18 protein-coding genes are annotated in these 19,342 nt (G+C 33.0%); 1 reads left to right on the plus strand and 17 read right to left on the minus strand.

Translation table 11 applies throughout. The features are described 5' to 3' along the window. Nucleotides 1-17 precede the first annotated feature (17 nt). The 12 genes from rseP to accD form a co-directional block, all read right to left on the minus strand. The gene (gene rseP / locus H3S88_RS01105; protein ID WP_198226300.1) at nt 18-1,337 is read right to left on the minus strand and encodes an RIP metalloprotease RseP; all 1,320 of its coding nucleotides are present in this window, start codon (nt 1,335-1,337) and stop codon (nt 18-20) included. A gap of 14 nt (nt 1,338-1,351) precedes the next feature. Then, nucleotides 1,352-2,191: a phosphatidate cytidylyltransferase gene (locus H3S88_RS01110; RefSeq protein WP_198226298.1), complete on the minus strand. Its 840-nt coding sequence runs from the start codon at nt 2,189-2,191 to the stop codon at nt 1,352-1,354. Beyond that, a complete protein-coding gene (locus H3S88_RS01115; protein WP_198226296.1) occupies nt 2,185-2,916 on the minus strand; it encodes an isoprenyl transferase in 732 nt (243 codons plus the stop codon). The genes H3S88_RS01110 and H3S88_RS01115 overlap by 7 nt, the downstream gene beginning before the upstream one ends. 61 nt (nt 2,917-2,977) lie before the next feature. Beyond that, a complete protein-coding gene (gene crp, locus H3S88_RS01120) occupies nt 2,978-3,610 on the minus strand; it encodes a cAMP-activated global transcriptional regulator CRP (protein ID WP_025316411.1) in 633 nt (210 codons plus the stop codon). 86 nt (nt 3,611-3,696) lie between these two features. Beyond that, nucleotides 3,697-3,903, minus strand: coding sequence for a YheU family protein (locus H3S88_RS01125; RefSeq protein ID WP_198226294.1), 207 nt, complete (start codon nt 3,901-3,903; stop codon nt 3,697-3,699). A 302-nt stretch (nt 3,904-4,205) separates the two neighbouring features. Next, on the minus strand, nt 4,206-5,243 hold the full coding sequence (locus tag H3S88_RS01130; protein WP_198226292.1) for a hypothetical protein: 1,038 nt from the start codon (nt 5,241-5,243) through the stop codon (nt 4,206-4,208). Between the two features lie 151 nt (nt 5,244-5,394). Continuing rightward, nucleotides 5,395-8,094 carry an inverse autotransporter beta domain-containing protein gene (locus tag H3S88_RS01135; RefSeq protein WP_198226290.1) on the minus strand — a complete coding sequence of 900 codons (2,700 nt, stop codon included), beginning with the start codon at nt 8,092-8,094 and terminating at the stop codon, nt 5,395-5,397. Between the two features lie 477 nt (nt 8,095-8,571). Next, nucleotides 8,572-10,089: an amidophosphoribosyltransferase gene (purF, locus tag H3S88_RS01140; RefSeq protein WP_198226288.1), complete on the minus strand. Its 1,518-nt coding sequence runs from the start codon at nt 10,087-10,089 to the stop codon at nt 8,572-8,574. Between the two features lie 18 nt (nt 10,090-10,107). Next, a complete protein-coding gene (locus tag H3S88_RS01145) occupies nt 10,108-10,593 on the minus strand; it encodes a CvpA family protein (protein ID WP_198226710.1) in 486 nt (161 codons plus the stop codon). Between the two features lie 121 nt (nt 10,594-10,714). Continuing rightward, a complete protein-coding gene (locus H3S88_RS01150) occupies nt 10,715-11,296 on the minus strand; it encodes an SPOR domain-containing protein (RefSeq protein ID WP_198226287.1) in 582 nt (193 codons plus the stop codon). Between the two features lie 12 nt (nt 11,297-11,308). Further along, nucleotides 11,309-12,583, minus strand: coding sequence for a bifunctional tetrahydrofolate synthase/dihydrofolate synthase (folC, locus tag H3S88_RS01155; RefSeq protein WP_370528581.1), 1,275 nt, complete (start codon nt 12,581-12,583; stop codon nt 11,309-11,311). 3 nt (nt 12,584-12,586) lie between these two features. Next, nucleotides 12,587-13,477 (minus strand): acetyl-CoA carboxylase, carboxyltransferase subunit beta, encoded by an 891-nt coding sequence (gene accD / locus H3S88_RS01160; RefSeq protein ID WP_198226283.1) that lies wholly within the window; start codon nt 13,475-13,477, stop codon nt 12,587-12,589. Between the two features lie 319 nt (nt 13,478-13,796). Between accD and tmaR the strand changes: the two genes are divergently transcribed. Further along, a complete protein-coding gene (gene tmaR / locus H3S88_RS01165; protein ID WP_025316420.1) occupies nt 13,797-14,117 on the plus strand; it encodes a PTS system regulator TmaR in 321 nt (106 codons plus the stop codon). Nucleotides 14,118-14,175: 58 nt separating this feature from the next. Here the strand turns inward: tmaR and yciH are convergent, their stop codons facing one another. From yciH to H3S88_RS01190, 5 genes are read right to left on the minus strand one after another with little or no spacing between them, the layout of a single operon-like run. Next, nucleotides 14,176-14,496 (minus strand): stress response translation initiation inhibitor YciH, encoded by a 321-nt coding sequence (yciH, locus tag H3S88_RS01170; RefSeq protein ID WP_198226281.1) that lies wholly within the window; start codon nt 14,494-14,496, stop codon nt 14,176-14,178. A gap of 7 nt (nt 14,497-14,503) precedes the next feature. Further along, the gene (gene pyrF, locus H3S88_RS01175; protein WP_198226279.1) at nt 14,504-15,208 is read right to left on the minus strand and encodes an orotidine-5'-phosphate decarboxylase; all 705 of its coding nucleotides are present in this window, start codon (nt 15,206-15,208) and stop codon (nt 14,504-14,506) included. Between the two features lie 34 nt (nt 15,209-15,242). Continuing rightward, on the minus strand, nt 15,243-16,415 hold the full coding sequence (locus H3S88_RS01180; RefSeq protein ID WP_198226276.1) for a hypothetical protein: 1,173 nt from the start codon (nt 16,413-16,415) through the stop codon (nt 15,243-15,245). Next, complete coding sequence (locus H3S88_RS01185) at nt 16,408-17,901, minus strand: DUF459 domain-containing protein (protein ID WP_198226274.1); 1,494 nt, start codon at nt 17,899-17,901, stop codon at nt 16,408-16,410. Before H3S88_RS01185 ends, H3S88_RS01180 begins: the two co-directional genes overlap by 8 nt. A gap of 18 nt (nt 17,902-17,919) precedes the next feature. Further along, the gene (locus H3S88_RS01190) at nt 17,920-19,320 is read right to left on the minus strand and encodes an MBOAT family protein (protein WP_198226272.1); all 1,401 of its coding nucleotides are present in this window, start codon (nt 19,318-19,320) and stop codon (nt 17,920-17,922) included. Nucleotides 19,321-19,342 lie beyond the last annotated feature (22 nt).

The following is a 19,342-nucleotide window of genomic DNA, read 5'->3' on the forward strand; positions in this document are numbered from 1 at the left end:
TTTATAACCTCATCCCATCACAATCGTAAAAAATCGTTAAATAGTGCAATTCCCATTATCAATATTAATAAAAAAAAACCTATGCGAAATAATCGCTCTTGGGTTTCATCGGATAAAGCTTTCCCTTTTAACTTTTCAAGCAATAAAAAGACAAGCTGCCCCCCATCTAATATTGGTAATGGTGCAAGATTGATAACACCCAAACTTATACTAATAAATGCTAAGAAATATAAGTAAGGAGTGAAACCATAACTTGCTGTTTGCCCTGCGCTTTTTGCTATCGTTATAGGCCCTGATAAATGTTTAAGACCAATAACACCTGTTATTAACTGATAAAGTGAACCAACAGTTAGTTTTGTCGTTAATACTGTTTGTTCAATACCTTTACCTAATCCTTCTAAAAAACCATATTGCTTAACTACTGCCTCTGAGGAAGGATATAAACCAGCTACACCTTCTCCATTTTTCTGAACTGTTGGTATTAAATTAAGATAAATTTCACTATTATCTCGCTTAACCTTTAATACCATTGCATTTGCTTTTTTTATTTCATCAGAAAAATCATTCCAATTTGTATAAAGATGATTATTGTAACTGATAATTTCATCACCTACTTGTAATCCAGCTTTTTCTGCAGCCGATTTTGGTACAATTTTACTCAAAATTGGATAAACTTCCAACGTTTTAGGAAGAAAACCAAATGCCGTAATGGACGATTCTTTTTCTATGTCAAAATACCAATGGCTAATATCAACACTTTTTGTAATTTCTGTTGGGTTATCATTATTATCTGTATCAATATAAGATAAAGATACACTATTTTTACCTAATACAGATATCAACGCTAAATTTACATCATTCCAGCTATTAATATTAATATTATTAATAGTTTTTAGTTCTGCTCCATAAGGCATATACAATGTAGAAGCAGGGGTATTAGCAATGGTATCTTTTACTTTTACGGGATAAACCATTACTCCGTTTAAAAAAATTATCCAATAAATTATCGCAGCTAAAACAAAGTTGGCAAAAGGCCCTGCGAATATGATTGCCATTTTTTGCCAAATTTTTTTTCTATTAAAAGCAAATTTTTTATCATGGTTTGAAGTTTTTTTTACATCTTCATTAAGCATTCTAACATAACCACCAAGAGGAATCATAGCAATTACGAATTCAGTTCCACTTGAAAATTTATGTGACCATATTTTTTTACCAAAACCAATTGAAAAGCATTCAACATGAACACCACATAAACGAGCAATAAGAAAATGCCCAAATTCATGTACTGTGACTAAAATACCCATAGTAAGGATAAATAGCAGCAACGACCAGAGCAAAATATATTACCTCTCTATGATAAATATAAAGATAGTACTGTAAAAATTGGAACAGCGGCTGTTAAACTATCAATTCTATCTAAAATACCGCCATGTCCTGGTATTAAATTACCACTATCTTTAATGCCTGCTTCACGTTTAAACATACTTTCAGTTAAATCACCTAATACTGAAACCAAGACAGCAAAAAAAGAACTGATAAAAAAAACGTTAAATTTTATATTGAACAAATTAGAATAATAAACAATCAAGCTAATTAAAAACGCGACACTAATGCCACCAATGAAACCTTCTACAGTTTTACCTGGGGAAACTTTCGGTGCTAATTTTCGTTTACCAAAAATTCGCCCAGCAAAGTAAGCTCCAGTATCTGTTGCCCATACTAGCACAAATACATATAACAGCAAGATTGCTCCTGTATAACAATTTGAATGATAGTTAATGGATCTTAACGCTATCATACTAAGGAAAAATGGAACTAACGTAAAAAAAGCAAAAGTTAATTTTACAGCAACATTAGACCAATAATGTATGGTTTTGGGATAACTTATTACTAGGTATAATGCAACTAACCACCAGATAATTGAAAGTGATAATATAATATTATACAGTTTGGATTTTAGTTCAAAAGAGATTGGCATAAAATATAACAAAGCTAATATAACTGCAATAAAAAAAGCAAACATTAGTCTTGAATACTTATTAGTTATATGCAAAAACTGTGACCACTCCCATGCAGCTATACCGACAACAGCAATCATGATATAAGCGAATACCGATAATTGCGTAAAAAAAAGTAGAATAATTACAAGTGGAATTAGCACAATTGCAGCAAGTAATCGTTGAATTAACATGAATGTTCCTCTATAGGTATACCACCAAAACGCCGCTCTCTGGTATTAAAGGCATCAATTGCTTTGTCAAATAACGTTTGATTAAAGTCTGGCCATAAAACATCAGTAAAGTAAAGTTCAGAATAAGCGATCTGCCATAATAAAAAATTACTGATTCTATATTCACCGCCAGTGCGAATAACTAAATCTACTTCAGGAAACTCATGCATACTTATTTCCGAATTAAATCGTTCTTCAGTAATATCATCTAACGTTATTTTACCATCTAAGACTTGCTTTGCCATTTTTTTAGTTGACTGTAAGATATCCCAACGACCACCATAATTTGCAGCAACATTCAAAACTAATCCAGAATTATCTTTCGTTAATTGTTCTGCATTAATAATCATATTTTGCAAATCTTCATTAAATTGAGAAATATTACCAATAATATTTAATCGAACATTATTTTTGTGTAAACTTTTCATTTCACGATTCAAAGCATAAATAAACAAAGAAATTAAAGCAGAAACTTCACTTGCTGGGCGTTTCCAATTTTCACTACTAAAAGCATACAACGTTAAAACTTTTATACCAAGAGTTGCAGCATAGGTAGCTATTTTACGTACTGCTTTTAAACCAGCTCTATGTCCAACTGCACGTAATTGTTTTCGTTGCTGTGCCCAGCGACCATTTCCATCCATAATGATCGCTACATGGTTAGGAATGTATCTTTCTTGAATCATGAAATATACCGTGTCATATAAATCATTTTATCAACTTGTTATTAAAGATTTGTTTAATCACTTAGCGTGTTCCATAAACAACAATAGTTTTACCATGAGCAGAAATTAAATGTTGATCTTCAAGCATTTTTAAAATTCGACCGACAGTCTCACGAGAACATCCAACAATCTGACCTATTTCCTGACGAGTAATTTTAATTTGCATACCATCAGGATGTGTCATAGCATCAGGTTGTTTAGCCAGATTTAATAAGGTTTGTGCAATACGACCGGCAACATCAAGAAACGCTAAATTGCTAACCTTTTCAGATGTTACTTGTAAGCGACTAGCCATTTGGCTGGCAAGTTTCATTAAAATATCGGGATTGACCTGAACTAGTTGCTTAAATTTCTTATAAGAGATTTCAGCTACTTCACAACTTGTTTTCGCTTTAACCCAAGCACTTCGCTCTGTTCCTTCTTCAAAAAGACCTAATTCACCTAAAAATTGATTCTGATTCAAATAAGATAATATCATTTCATTACCTTCATCATCTTTAATCAATACGGCTACAGATCCTTTTACAATATAATAGAGAGTTTCTGCTTTTTCACCTTGATGAATTAGGGTACTTTTAGCTGGATATTTATGAATATGGCAATGGGATAAAAACCACTCTAATGTTGTATCCGTTTGCTGTTTACCAATCATTATTCCTTTCTCTCCATTCAATTTACAACCTACACACTATAACAAAGTTGGACAATAAATCATATACTAAGCGATAAGGATTTTAGCCATTATTTAACAAGTTTAATATCAACTGTTTGGTGTAATTCAGACCAAAAAATTGCCACAGTTCCATCAATTAATTGAGATTTTACTTGAGTAACCTTTTCTTGGAGGGATTTTTCTTGCAGACCATAATCGGTACCTTCACGTAACACAAAATATTCAATTATGTTATCTAATGTTTGCGGGTCAAGATTTTGCCAAGGAATAATCATGATAAATTAATATTATTTGGAATTGGTTAGTATTCTAAAGCATCCATTTAAAAATAAGAAGAATCATTTCATTTTTTAATTTTATTTGGCTAATAATCGTGAGGATAAATCATGTAATAAAATTATATAAATTAGCTTAAAGATTAAAAATTATGATTATTTGCAACATTATAATATGCAGTTTTATTTTATTTAAATAACTTACAATAATATATACATCAATAAATATTTTTTAATAGTAAAGAAAAACCACCCATATGAGTGGTTTTAATAATATTTAAAGTAATTAGTATTACTTATATTTATTCGTTAGTTTCAACTCTCAAATGATAGCCTTGAGCACCTGCTTTGTAGGCTGTGTTATATATTGAGTTATGATTTGCTGTTGTGCTACCTAAGTAAATAGTATCGCCTTGAGCTGTTGTAGTGCTTGAAGCTAACTCATCAGTAGTGGCATTAGTGTCTAAATAAGTACCGTCAAGTGTCCATTTATATGTATAAGCTGAAGTTTTAATTAACTCTCCTGAATCAATGCTATCGTTTCTATCAGCATCATTCCAAACTACAGCACCAAATTTATCGCCGTATTGAGGGTTAGTTGCACCAGCTTTAGCATAGTTAACTGAAGTATCTAACTGATCATTTGCGTCATATTTAAAGATACCAACTTTAAAGGTATCACTAATAATAGGACCTTTACCTGGTGCTTGATCACCTGGACCTTTTGGATCAGAAGGTAGTCCATCTGGTTCAGTGCCATCTGTAGATACTTGCGGAAGTTCTGATGACCAAACGTCTGAGATACTCAACCATTGATTGGTGCTAGGTAAACCAAATTCGGTACGTTCTTGTAATTTAAAACCAATTTGATCAGCACCAGCAAATTTATCATCAATTTCAAATATAATAGAACCTGATTGTACACCATTTACACTTTGAGCAGTTGTAAATGAAAGACCTTGAAGATCTGCTCCTGCAATTGGTGTCCAAGCTCCGTAATTACCAGCGCTATCTTTTTGTCTTATATAAACAGTAAGAGAATCTTTGATATTTCCATTATCTACATCACCATCGCTGTCTAGTAATTTATATGAAATTTTCATATAATCACCAACTTTAACATTGTCATTTGCTCCAATGTTATTGTTACCAGCAGCATCAGTAGTAAAGGTTACAGTAATAGTATGATCAGCAACATCGCCATTTATTTTGGAAAGAACAGGTGCATTACCATGTATTGTTTCGTTAGTTGTTGCATGTAATGTTGCAAATGCGCTACTTGATGCATAACCTGCTAATAATAAGCCAAATGCAATTTTTTTGATTGTTAAATTTTTCATGTTTAACTTCCTATTTTTATTTTTAAATTGAATATGTTGTATTTAAATGAATACAACACTTTTGTTGGTGTTCCCAAATATAAGCTACCGAAATCATTCGTTAACCTAAAACCTATTATTATATCTTCATATTACTTATACGCATGACTAATTAGTTATAATCTGTAATTGTTACTTGCAATTTAAAACCTTGATCTCCCGCACACGCTAACGGTGAAGGTGTAACCGACTGTTCTAAATTCAAATGAGCAGGTGCACCAGCAACAGGAGCAACACCTTTACCTGCTGTTGCATAACTCAATGTTTTCTTGCTTCTTATTGTGTAGTGAGCATTAGGCCCCATAGCAACATTAAACCATGGACCATTTGGATTTTCCTCATAGCTTGGTAATGCAGAAGTTGCAGCACTGCCTGGGCAAGCCTGTTCATTGGAACCGACAAGTGACCAAACAGTAAATGGAGTAGGAAGTTCCTGACCATCAACACCATAAGCCTTTACATAATACTCACTATCGACCATCCATTCTTTAACACCATTTGGGTCAAAGTTAAGAGAATTACCTGTGTTTTCTGCTACTAATACGCCATCTGCGCGGTAAACTTTAATAGTATTAGCTTTACCACCTGTAAAATTAACCTTAGCTTTATTGAAAGAGGTACCAAATCTATCAATAGCAATTGCAAATTCAACAACACCAGCAAGATTTGAGGCGACATCTAAAATGTAAGTATCACCTATCGCATCAATATTAGCTGCCGTTGCAGCATTAGCAGATACTTTTTGTCCCATCTTAACTTTTTCAAAACCTTTTACAATGACACAAGGTTCTTGTGATGGGCAAGCATTAACATTACCTGAGGTACCATCAATTAAAGCCACTTTTTTTCCATTGCTTGTAGCTGACCACCCTTTTAGTACTGATGCAAAATTATCAGGTATACTATTCATTAGTTCTTCATCACTAAAACCTTCTACATCATCTTCAGAAGTAATCGATCCGACATCTACTTTAGGTTTAACTAATGTTGCAAAAATAGTGATTGCACTTTGACCATCAGCCGGTCTGTTAGCCATTGAAACCTTATTTCCATTTTCATCTATTACCCAGACCCCAACTTTACGTGTATTTAGATTTGGTAATACTTCAAATGAAATTGAGTTAGATGTTGCAGATTTACCTTTTTCGTCGGTAACTGTTACCGCCAATGTGTATTTACCTTTAGTGCTTATAGGACGACGTTGACCAGTAGAATCAACATAATCCGGCGCTACAATTTTCCAATTGTTAATATTGGTATGAGGTGTTAACCAGTTTGAAGAATTACATGTTCCTGTTGCAAAACATAAGAAACCACCGCCCGCATCAATTTCCATCATATCACCAGACCATGAGACACTGCGTATACCTTTAGCATTATGAACGCCAATGCTAACGTCATAAGTCTCACCTTCCAATAATTGCAGTGATTCAAGCCCTAAATCAACACTCATTTTCTTTTCTTTATATTCAAGAACAATGTAATTATTGCGATCAACAAGATCATAACGACTACCTTTAACTGAACGAGCGGCTTGAACCATATCGGGATCCATCTGGTCTTTTAGAGGCATTCCAATACGGTAATTCATGGTTAGTTCAGCTTTAGTTTCTTTATTACTATCTTGACCACGTTTATGTTCGGCTTTAACCGTAAATAAAGGAACAGGCGTGTAATCAATACTCGCAGTTACAGCTCTAGGATCTTTTTGTAAATTATCTTTACCAAATAATGCTACTTTATCACCATAGTATTGTTCATACATCAATGAACCACCTAAGTGTGGATATTGTGGCAAGTATCCTTGGAAACGAATATCAAATCCTCTAGCTGCGCGTTCTAAATAATCATCAAAATCTTTTGAATTTTTCCAATCAGATAATGGGTGATAATAGTTAATGGCAAACTTCATATAGTCTGTCCAAGCTTCAGCACCAATACCTAAACGGTTATGAGAACGTTGAAAATCGTGGTCTAAAAATACGTTATAACCTAATAACCATGTTTTATCAGCTACATCCCAGCGTTGACCAATACCAAAGTTACCAATACGTCGATTATGCTCATATTCTTGAAAAGACAATTGAGTAAAGATCAAAGTATCTTCGGTGTCGTACCAAGGACTAAATAGTTTGGCATTGATATTATTAAATGACCCTGTGTCACTGATATCAAACTGTAATTGTGCAGTACCAAATTGCCCTAAAAAGTCTTGCGCAGCACCTTTTAATGGATCAACAACTTGGTTTCTTACACTATTACGTACATAATCTTCAGCATAATCTTTTGCTTTATTTTTTACATGCCCAGATATGCCGCCATTCTCAGAAGAGGTGATTTGCTTCCAATCTTGAGTAGCTAAAGTCTGTAAAGTTGATGCAACTTGGCTTGCTAAAGCATCTTTATCAGCTTTAACGTCATAATTATCATCCGAACCTAATTTAGGCAAATTAGCATATTTATCTTGACTACCAGAATCTGTTTTTTTCAATGCAGGCAATATAGGAGAGTTTTCAGGGAGCACTAAACGCTCTCCAACTTCTACCACATCTTTTTTATCATAACGACCAGCATTCATCTCTCTTAATTCTGAAACAGAGACACCGCTTAAAAGTGCTATTTGATATAGGCTACGTTGCTGGTTATTGACCATTTCACGCACCTTCATACCATCTTTTAACTCGATCACTTTATTACTATCAATTGCCGTTACTGTTTCAGAAACAGTATTATCGACTGCCCAACTCATTTGGCAGCCTAAAGCCATGATAATTAGTGTAGAGATAACTTTTAAATTAAGATTATTTCTCATCTTAATTATTCCTTATATTTCACCGACACAATGCTACGCAGTAACAAGTTCTTTTTTTATTTGTTAATAAAGCTCATCTACCATTAAATTCTATTATTAATTTATTCTGGATAAAAATGCTTTAAATTTGTTTTCTTTCCATATTTATTTTTTTAAGGATTTTAAAATTATTCAAAACCCTTTATACGAGGGGGATGATATTACAAAATTGTCATAAATCAAAATAAATTTACGTATTTTTTGATTAATTTTTGTAAACAAATATAATTTATTTATTTTTCATAAAGTTAAATAAAAATAAGAATAGTATGATTTTAGTAAACTAATTGTTCAACTTAATAAACATTGTAATAACTAATTTAAAATTACTTTCTTGTTATGATTAGGAATGTGTAACAAATTGATTGGATGAAAAAAACAGGCAAACCGTCTAATAATTCATCTGTTTTTAACATTTTTTTCATTTTAGATGATTTTTTATTGACCTTCATTATAAATTTCTAGATTTTCTGATTCTTTAGTTGGTGTTAACTTAATCTTATCGCTTCTGTTTATTTCTAGCGAAGACAAATAGTTATCATCAATACCTTCGGTAATATATTTCCCATTAAAAACAGAACACTCCAAATGTGTTATGTTTGGATTTAGGATTTTAATTGAATCAATTAAATCAGAAAGATTTTGAAAAATAAGTTTATCAGCACCGATATCTTTAGCTATCTCATCAACAGTTCGATTATAAGCAATTAATTCGCTCGCAACAGGCATATCAATACCGTAAACATTAGGATACCTTATTTCTGGTGCGGCAGAAGCCAAATAAATTTTCTTCGCACCACACGAGCGAACCATTTCAAGAATCTTTTCTGATGTAGTACCTCGTACGATTGAATCATCAACTAAGAGAACATTTTTACCTTCAAATTCAATACGATTTGCATTGAGTTTTCTTCTTACGGAAAGTTTACGTACCGTTTGTCCGGGCATAATAAATGTTCGTCCAACATAACGATTTTTAACAAATCCTTGTCGATAAGGCTTATTTAGTATTCTTGCTATCTCAAGCGCCGCATCACATGATGTTTCTGGAATCGGTATGACAACATCAATATCAACATCCTTCCATTCATTTGCTATTTTTTGCCCTAATTTTTGTCCCATTAAAATGCGAGATTGATAAACAGATACACCATTCATCAACGAATCCGGTCTTGCAAAATAAACATATTCAAAAATACATGGATAGTATTGAGGATTATCTGAACATTGCTGTGAATATAATTGCCCATCTTGAGTGATATAAATCGCTTCGCCAGGTTCAACATCACGCATAAACTTAAAATCAAGAATATCTAATGCCACACTTTCTGAGGCAACCATATATTCAATTTTTTGATTTTCTAAAACTCTTCTACCAATAACTAACGGACGGATTCCATAAGGATCTCGAAAAGCAACCAAACCATGTCCTATAATCATTGCTACACAAGCATAGGCTCCCTTAATAATCATATGTACATTATGAATTGCGGTAAAAATATTATCTGGGCTAAGAGGATAAGTTGGAAATTTATCGAGTTCGCTGGCAAAAATGTTGAGTAAAACTTCGGAATCGGAATTAGTGTTAATATGACGCCTAGCTAACTCAAAAACTTTATTACGTAGTTTATCGGTATTAGTCAAATTACCATTATGAGCAAGAGCGATACCATAAGGTGAATTGACATAAAAGGGCTGTGCTTCCGATGGGCTGGAACTTCCGGCTGTTGGATAACGTATATGACCAATCCCTAAATTACCTTGTAAACGCTGCATATGATGTTCTTGGAATACATCTTTAACGAGACCATTCGCTTTTCGCATACGAAAGCGATTTTGATCATCAATTGTAACAATACCTGCAGCATCTTGTCCTCGATGTTGCAACACAGTCAATGCATCATAAATTGATTGGTTGACCGTACTACTTCCTACAATACCTACAACACCACACATATAATGACTACCTCAAGCTTACCGAACTAAAAAAGATGATGAATTTTGGATATAATCAAAAAACCAACGAATAATAAAATGAAAATGAGGAATAAGCTGTGAATTAGTCCAATAAGGTGATTTTGATAATGGCGTAAAGGTATCAATGAAAAAGAGTAATGCTGCAACAACTAAAATACCACGCAAAATTCCAAAACATATACCTAAAACTCGGTCAGTGCCGGATAAGCCAGTTTTTTGAACTAATTGACCAATAACATAAGAGACAACTGAGCATACTAATAATGTAGCAAAAAAAAGGATAGTAATTGCTACTGCAATGCGAATGATATCGCTATCAAAGTAGGTCATGTATGGAGTGATGTAAGTATAAAAATGACCTGCTATAAAAAAAGCTAATCCCCAACTAACAAGAGATAAAGCTTCTCGTATAAAACCTCGAACAATACTAACTGAAGCTGAAAAAGCAATAATACCTATAATTGTAATATCAACCCAATTCATCATAATAATCCGCTATTTTATGTTTAAAAATATTTTTTACCGCTAATTATCGTAAATAATACTATTTGTAAATTTGTAAAGTTATAAATTAAGAATTATCTTTGATATAAAAAGATAATTCTTAATTAGCTACAATAATCCCTTTCAATTTTGTCAAATTATTTAAATTAGTAATAATTTGTTCTGCTTGTTCCCTTTTTGCATATGGGCCAACTTGTAATTTAATTACTTGATTCGGTTCTGGATTTTTAGGTACGAGCCTCACGTTATAATTATTTAATCTCAACAATGCAACAAGTTCTTCAATTTTTTGTTTATTTTTTAACGCTGTTAGTTGAATCATAAATGTTTTGGTTTCTTGTCCTGAAACTGAAACTGTCGAATCTGACTCGTCATTTTCGGAAATATTCGGTAACGTCAATGGGTTAGAATTTTGATCTACACCCGAAATATACGAAGTGTTAGGTATATTATTAATATTGTCAAATTCATAACTTGACTCATTAGATGAATTTATGAGTTGATTTTGTTGATTAACTATTTCTGGTTGTAAAATTGGAGTAGCTAAAGTTCGTTGATTAGATTTATCTATTAGGATCCATGGCGCTATTACAGCTAAAATTAACAATAATGTTGCAAAACCAACTAGTTGATTTCTTATTCTATTTTGATTAGTACTGCTACTTTTTTTATTTTTCATCATGATTAATTAAACTTAATCCGCTATATTAGCTAAAACATCAGATACCGTATAAAACGAACCACATACTACTATGATATCATCTTTTTTAGCATATTGTAGAGCCATTTGATAAGCATCTAAAACGCTATCAAATGTTGATACATTAAGCTTATTATCCTCTATTAAATATTGTTTCAATACTTCACTACGGCATCCTCGTTCGCCATAAAGTGAGGCACAATACCAAGCATCCCCTTTCAATATAGACAAAGTACTTTTAATGTCTTTATCTTTAAGCATAGCAATAACAAATCTAACTTTACCTAAATGTTTTTTTTCTGACCGCAATAATGCTAATTGCTTTATTAAATAGTCAGCCGCATGGGGATTATGAGCGACATCAATTATTACAAGTGGGTCTGTATTTATTGTCTGAAATCGTCCAACTAGACTTGAATTCAATAAACCTTCATTTATTTGTCTTGTTTCAATTTGGATCGATGAATAACTCAAAGCTGCAATTGCTGTTGCAGCGTTAGCTAAAGGCACTTTAGGAATTGGTAAAGATTGATATTGACATCGACTAGAATAAAAATCCCATTTATCGTTACTTTTTTGCTCATAAGACCAATCATGATTAATACTATGAATAGGACAATTAACTGACTTAGCTACATCTAAAATTGACATAGGCATATCTGGTTCTCCCACAACAGCAATACTTTTAGACTTAAAGATACCTGCCTTTTCTCGACCTATACTTTCACGAGTACTACCTAAATAATCAACATGATCAATACCTATTGTTGTCACAATTGCAACATCAGCATCGACAATATTAGTTGCATCAAGCCTACCACCTAAACCGACTTCTAAAATAACAACATCCAATTTAGCCTGTTTGAATTGGTACAGTGCAGCGAGAGTAGCATATTCAAAATAGGTAAGTGAGATTTCACCGCGCGCATTCTCAATTTGTGTAAATGCATTTATCGTTTCTTGCTCTGTTGATTCTTGATTATCAATTCGTACTCGTTCTGTAAAACGTAATAAATGAGGAGAACTATAAACACCAACATGTAAATTGGCTGCAAGTAATATCATCTCGAGTGTTTTACAAGTTGTTCCTTTACCATTAGTACCAGCAACCGTAAATATATAAGGTGCTGGTTGCAATAAATTAAGGCGCTGAGCAACAGTTTTGACACGCTCCAAACCCAGATCAATTGTCGAGGGATGTAGTTGTTCTAGATAACAAAGCCATGCTGATAAGTCAGACAAGGCATTAGGTTTTTCTACTTGCATGATTAGTTACATTGTTTCATTATTAGTGACATCATAAAAAGGGGCTGGAAGTTTCATTAATTTTGCGATCAAACCAGCAATCTTTGGTCGCATATCTTTACGGTGGATAATCATATCAAGAGCCCCTTTTTCGAGCAGAAACTCACTACGTTGAAAGCCTTCAGGTAACGTTTCTCGAACGGTTTGTTGAATAACCCGAGGACCAGCAAAACCTATTAACGCTTTTGGTTCAGCAATATTAATATCACCGAGCATCGCTAAACTTGCTGATACACCGCCCATTGTAGGGTCAGTCATAACTGAAATATAAGGTAAACCTTCATCTTGCATTTTAGCCAAAATAGCACTCGTTTTTGCCATTTGCATTAATGAAAAGAGAGCTTCTTGCATTCGCGCACCACCACTAGTTGAAAAACAGATTAGTGGACACTTATCGGCAATAGCTTGTTCAGCAGCACGAGTAAATAATGCGCCAACAACTGAAGACATTGAGCCTCCAATAAATGCAAACTCAAAACAAGCAACCACAACAGGAATACCAAGTAGTGTGCCTTTCATAACCACCATAGCTTCTTTTTCACGGGTATCTTTTTGAGCAGCAGTTAACCGATCTTTATATTTTTTAGTATCTTTAAATTTTAAGATATCTTTTGGAGCAAGTTCTGCACCGATTTCAACATCTGAACCTTCATCTAGAAATCGGTATAATCTAACTCTCGCAGCAATATGCATATGGTGATCACATTTCGGACACACCTCTAAATTACGATCTAGTTCAGCTTGATAAATGACTTGCTCACAATTACTACATTTGGTCCAAACCCCTCCGGGAATATTCGCCTTTTTATGATCTGACGATATATTATTTTTACTTAGAATTTTCTCAATCCAGCTCATTATGATTCTCTCATTAGATATTCTTTAGAAATATTGCGCTATTGTATAATATTTTGTAATAATTCTTAATAGTTGTTTTAATTTTTCTCTTTTTTGTAAAAATATTTGAGGAAGTGCATACATTTGAGTATAAAATTAATGACTAAATTCAACAATAATGCCAAATGCCGATAAATAAATCATAAAAAGGCAATTAATTATTGAATTTTCCAACAAAATCTGATGATATTTAAAAATATAATTAATATGATCTTAGAAAATTATTAGTATATAATTAGACAAGGTTTATTTTTCAATTTTTACAATTAAGGGGTTTTAGATGGACAAGGAAAAAGCAAGTGCACCATCGTTTCAAGATGTATTAGAATACATTCGCCTATCACGTCGTTTAAATAAATTAAAACGCGAAATTTCAGATAATGAGAAAAAAATTCGCGATAACCAAAAACGTGTACTCTTACTTGAAAACCTAAGTGAATACATTAAACCAAATATGACGTATGAAGAACTTCAAGCTATTATTGCTAATATGAAAAGCGATTATGATGATCGAGTTGATGATTATATTATTAAGAATGCTGAAATATCTAAAGAACGTCGCGATATCAGCAAAAAAATGCGCACTTATCGTTCGAATTAATTTTTGAATATATAACTCCCATAATTTTATACATGGGAGTTGTGTTTTATCAGTTAAATCATCCGCCAGCAAGTTTAACTTTAAAGCCTTTATCTTCTAATAACGACCTTAGCAAATCTCGTTTATCGCCTTGAATTTCAATCGTTCCATCTTTAATAGAGCCGCCACATCCACAACGCTTTTTTAGTTCTCCTGCTAACTTAGACAATTGATTATCATCCAAATCAAAACCAGAAATAACACATACGCCCTTGCCTTTACGACCGGATGTCTGTCTTTGAATACGTATAAAACCATCACCTTTAGGATGAGATATTTTTTCTTCTATTGGTTTAATTCGCCCTTGATCGGTCGAATAAACAAGAGGATTATTTGACATAATTAAATTAACTCTTACTTAAATCAAGGGTAGATAAAATAGATTGTAATGCTTTAGCAGGATCTTCTGCTTTAGTAATTGGCCTACCAATGACTAAATAATCGGAGCCCGCCGCTTGAGCGCGTTGTGGTGTCATGATACGACGCTGATCATCAGGACCTGAGCCTAAAGGACGAATACCCGGCGTGACCAATTTAAAATTACTACCAAGTCTAGTTCTAAAACTTTGTACTTCTTTAGCAGAGCAAACAACACCGTCAAGCCCACAGTTTTTGGCAAGTATAGCTAATTTAGTTGCTTGTTCTAAAGGTGAAACATTAATACCAATATCTTTAAGATCTGCCGCTTCCATACTCGTTAATACTGTTACAGCAATTAAAAGTGGCGCATCTTTACCATAAGGATAAAGTGCATCTTTTGCAGCCTCCATCATACGAATTCCGCCACTAGCATGAACATTCGTCATCCAAACACCTAAATCAGCCGCCGCTGCTACTGCCTTAGCCACGGTATTTGGAATATCATGAAATTTAAGATCTAAAAAAATTTCAAAACCTTTATTCATAATCTGTTTTATGAATTCAGGTCCAGCATGAGTAAATAATTCCTTACCAATTTTTAAACGACAATCTTTAGGCTCAACCCGATCAATAAAATTCCAAGCTGACTTAACATCAGCAAAATCAACAGCAACAATAATTGGTGATGACATAACTCATTTATCCTTTTTTTATCTTAAATTTTATCTATCTTTTTTGTACAAATTCATTTAAATCTTTATAAAATATTCGTGCGCTTTCTTTATAACCTTTTAAAGTTTGATGAACTAAATCTGGGCGAGCTAAACCTCGTTTACGCCATTCTTTAATAGCAAATTTACCACCCATTGCATTTTGCCAATCCCAAAATAATGTTTTTTCACTTCTAGCTACTTGTTTTTGAATATTCATTATTGCCGAAAATGATTTAGGCATATCTTTTTGATTGACCATTGTATCAGGTGGTGTCATTATTAAAATAGCGGCATTGGGTAATGATTTACGAATAAGCCGTATATTATTGATTAAATTTTTTCGGTATGCATTGAGATCTAAAGTTTCATCAAAACTCTCATTAGTCCCATACTCGAGTATGATTAAATCACTATTTGATAAAGATAACTCTTTAAACCAACTTGGGCTCCATTTCTGCCATATAGCCTGCCTTGCCCCATTTGTGGCTATTGCTGAGACAATAACGCCTGGTTGTTGATGACGAGTTAACCAAATGCCTCCAAGTTCAACCGTACTTTGCCCTGTTATTTTTAATGGCATTTTAGCAACAACAGATACACTTTGCCAAATATTGGCTTTAGGAACATAATCAAATTTAATTCTATTATTGTTAATATCATAAAGCCCAAATAAATTAGACGTATTTTTTAGAGGCTTAAAAACTAACTGAACACGCCAATCTGTATTAGAATCTGATTTGGGTTGAATCTGTAAAACTGCAGAATTTTGATTAGGTTTAGCAATAAAGCCGCCCATAGGAAAATCCCTATTACTCAGTGTTCTACTACTTAACACATCCCAATTTTTACTTTTCCAAGTCACTGCCGCATGACTTTGACCTTTTATTGCAATTGGTGTTATCCAGCCAATACCAGCATTACCATATTTTCCCTGCATCAATGTCCTAAATTCACCAGTAAAAAAATCAGCTGCAGTATGAGAATCACCAAATTGAGTGATATTAACAACATTATTTGCTCTTTTATTGGTCATTAATGATTTCAGTCGGGTAGCAAATAGCTTCGCGTTTGGGTCACCAAAATCAATAATTCCAGAATCCGTAGTTGCTTCACTTTCAGTCACACCATATCCAAAAGTGAAAGTCACAAAAATAACAGTCAGAAAAGACTTTAAAAACTTATTCACTATGGACATCCTCTAATTTTTTGAAAATTATTTTTTCCATAATGGCCTTTGCCAAAATTCTTTGACCTGAAGGTGTAAAGTGAACACCATCATCAACCCTTACCTTGATTTTTTCTTTATCCGTTTCAATAAAACTATTGAATTTTTCGTATGAACAACCGAGTAATTCATTGGTTGTTAGAAAATGTTGTTGAGTTTTTTCAAGCTCTGACTGATATAATTTATTAAGATAAACCATACCATCATTTAGTTTTTGCTTACGCATACAAGGTGGTGCAAGCCAAAGAACTTGTACACGATGTTTTTGGACATGATCCAAAATACTGGCGATACGTAAACGATATTGTTTTTCCCATAATTTAGATTTAAATCTTGCATTTGTTGCATAACCTTTGACAGGAAAATCCCACGGATCATTAGCACCTAAAAAAACGACAAGTAATTTAATTGAAGGATCTTCGGATAATTTATCATTAATCGTTTTAGGCCAATCAAAAGCTTTAGGATAACTAAGTCCAGTACTGCGTTTACTTAAATCAATGCTTTCAATCTTATATTGTTTGAATAACATTTTTTTAACATAAGGTGCAACACCTTGCATTAAAGAGTCTCCAGCAAAAAAAACTTTATCATTTTGAGTCAATACAATTGGTGTTGGTTCATTAACTAATGATTCATCCTCAGGCAAAACCTCTGGTTGGTCATCTTGATCTATCGCCGCCACTTGCGTTTCTATTGTTTTAACTTCCGTAGATGTTTGTTGAACTTTCTCGTCAACTTTATCTTCAGCTTCAGCCTTAACTTCAGTTTTCTCTTTAACTTCAAGTTTATCTTCAATATTACTTTTTGTTTCTTGCGTAATTTCTTGTGTGGTTTCTGACTTAGTGTCTGGTTCAATAATCGCTAATGTAGGTGATTCATCCTCTAGTAATTTTTCGTCTCTAAATAATCTTAGAATATCTTCTTTTGTTTCAAGTTTAATTTCTTTTGATTCGGATCGATTTTCTTCAATAGCTTCTATAGGTTTAGTAGATTCATCAGGTTCATCAGATTGATTAGATTCATCGGGTTCATCGGGTTCATCGGGTTCATCGGATTGATTAGATTCATCAGTAACCACTTTTTCATCTGAGACTAAATCATCTTGAGAGATAGTAATGTCTTTGCCTGTATCTTTTTCTAATTCTTCAGGGAGAGCATCTTGCGCAAGTGTATCGGAATCTAATAGGTCTGAATGATAAGTTTGTTGCCAATAAATAAGTATTGATTTGTAATAAATTGACATCAATACAATCGCTGTCAAAAGTAAAATCACACAAATACACCGAGCGGATAAAGTGCTTCTAACAATTTCAGAAACAACATTATTTTTAGCAAATTTTCTTGAACGCTTGAAAGTATTTTTATTCAATGTATTAGGAGATTGCCATTTCAGATTCAGGTAAGTTTTTTTCTTGTTTTTCGTAACCGATTTTTTATATTCCATAATAAGTTATCATCATAATCAAAAGTTAGCATAAATAAAGTTTGGCACACCAGATGGTGCAATATATATTGTCAACCATAATACTGAAATAAAAATGATAGGTAAGTAAATCAGATTTATTCTACTTATCAGTAAAGTAAACCAATCTGGAATATTTTTTAATATCGGATAAATAAAAAATACTACGTAGATACTTAAAAAAGTTACAATATATTTTGGTTCAATCAAAAAGTTGTGTGTTAATGCGGTTAAATAATCTAATGCATCAGGCAAACTTTCACAATTAAAAAATAACCATGAAAAACACACATAATGCCAAGTGAGAAACCTAGCTAATGTAGGAGAACGCTCAGTTACCCAACCTCGACCAAAATAATGTTCACTAATATTAAGCGCTATAATACCAACTCCGTGACATGCGCCCCAAATAATAAAATTAATTCCTGCACCATGCCATAAACCCGATATTAACATCGCCAACATCACATTAATTTGCGTACGAATAAGCCCTTTTCGATTACCACCAAGAGGAATATAGATATAATCACGAATCCAGTGCGATAAACTAATATGCCAACGGCTCCAAAATTCTCGCAAATTACAAGCTAAATAAGGGAAGTTAAAATTATTTGGTAATCGGAATCCTAATAAAAGAGCAATACCAGTAACTAAATCGGTATAGCCTGAAAAATTTAAGTAAATTTGAATTGCATAACCATAAAGCCCTACTAACAAATCAATAACACTAAATTCTAAAGGATTAGCAAAAATTGGCGTAACCCAGTTTTCACTTATAATTCCGCCTAAACAATAGACTTTAATTACAGATAAAATTATTAAAGTAAAAGCTCTAAAAGGTTGTAAAATCTTGCGGGGATGACGGGTGGTTATTTGAGGTAAAAAGTCTTTAGCACGATTAACTGGACCAGCAATAACACTCGGGAAAAAAGATAAAAACAGTGCAAAATCCCAAAATTTAGCTACCGGTAATTCACTTTTTTTAACTGAGACAATATAGCTAACTGAATGAAGAGTATAAAATGATATTCCAATAGGAATAAGTACTGTTACAACAGGTAGTGCGATTGGTATATGGAGGAAATTAAATAAGGCCTGTAACTCATAACGGAAGAAATCAAAATATTTAAACAGCGACAAATTAGCTATTGATAAACATAATGCCAAGATTAACCACCGATTACCATTTTCATCTGACCGGGCAATCATAATTGAGAAAAAATATATTACACAGGTATAAATAAAAAGAATTAGCGCAAACTGCAAGCTAAAACTGGCCACAATAAGATAACTTGAAACTAAAAGTAATTTATTTTGTAATTTAGGAAAAAGACGATACCGCCAATATAACGCAAAAAAAACGATAAAGATTAGTCCAAATTCAATAGATAAATAACTCACTGCATTCCTTTTATAAACATAT

Source organism: Gilliamella sp. B14448G11, assembly GCF_016101765.1.
Taxonomy (GTDB): Bacteria; Pseudomonadota; Gammaproteobacteria; order Enterobacterales; family Orbaceae; genus Gilliamella; species Gilliamella apicola_N.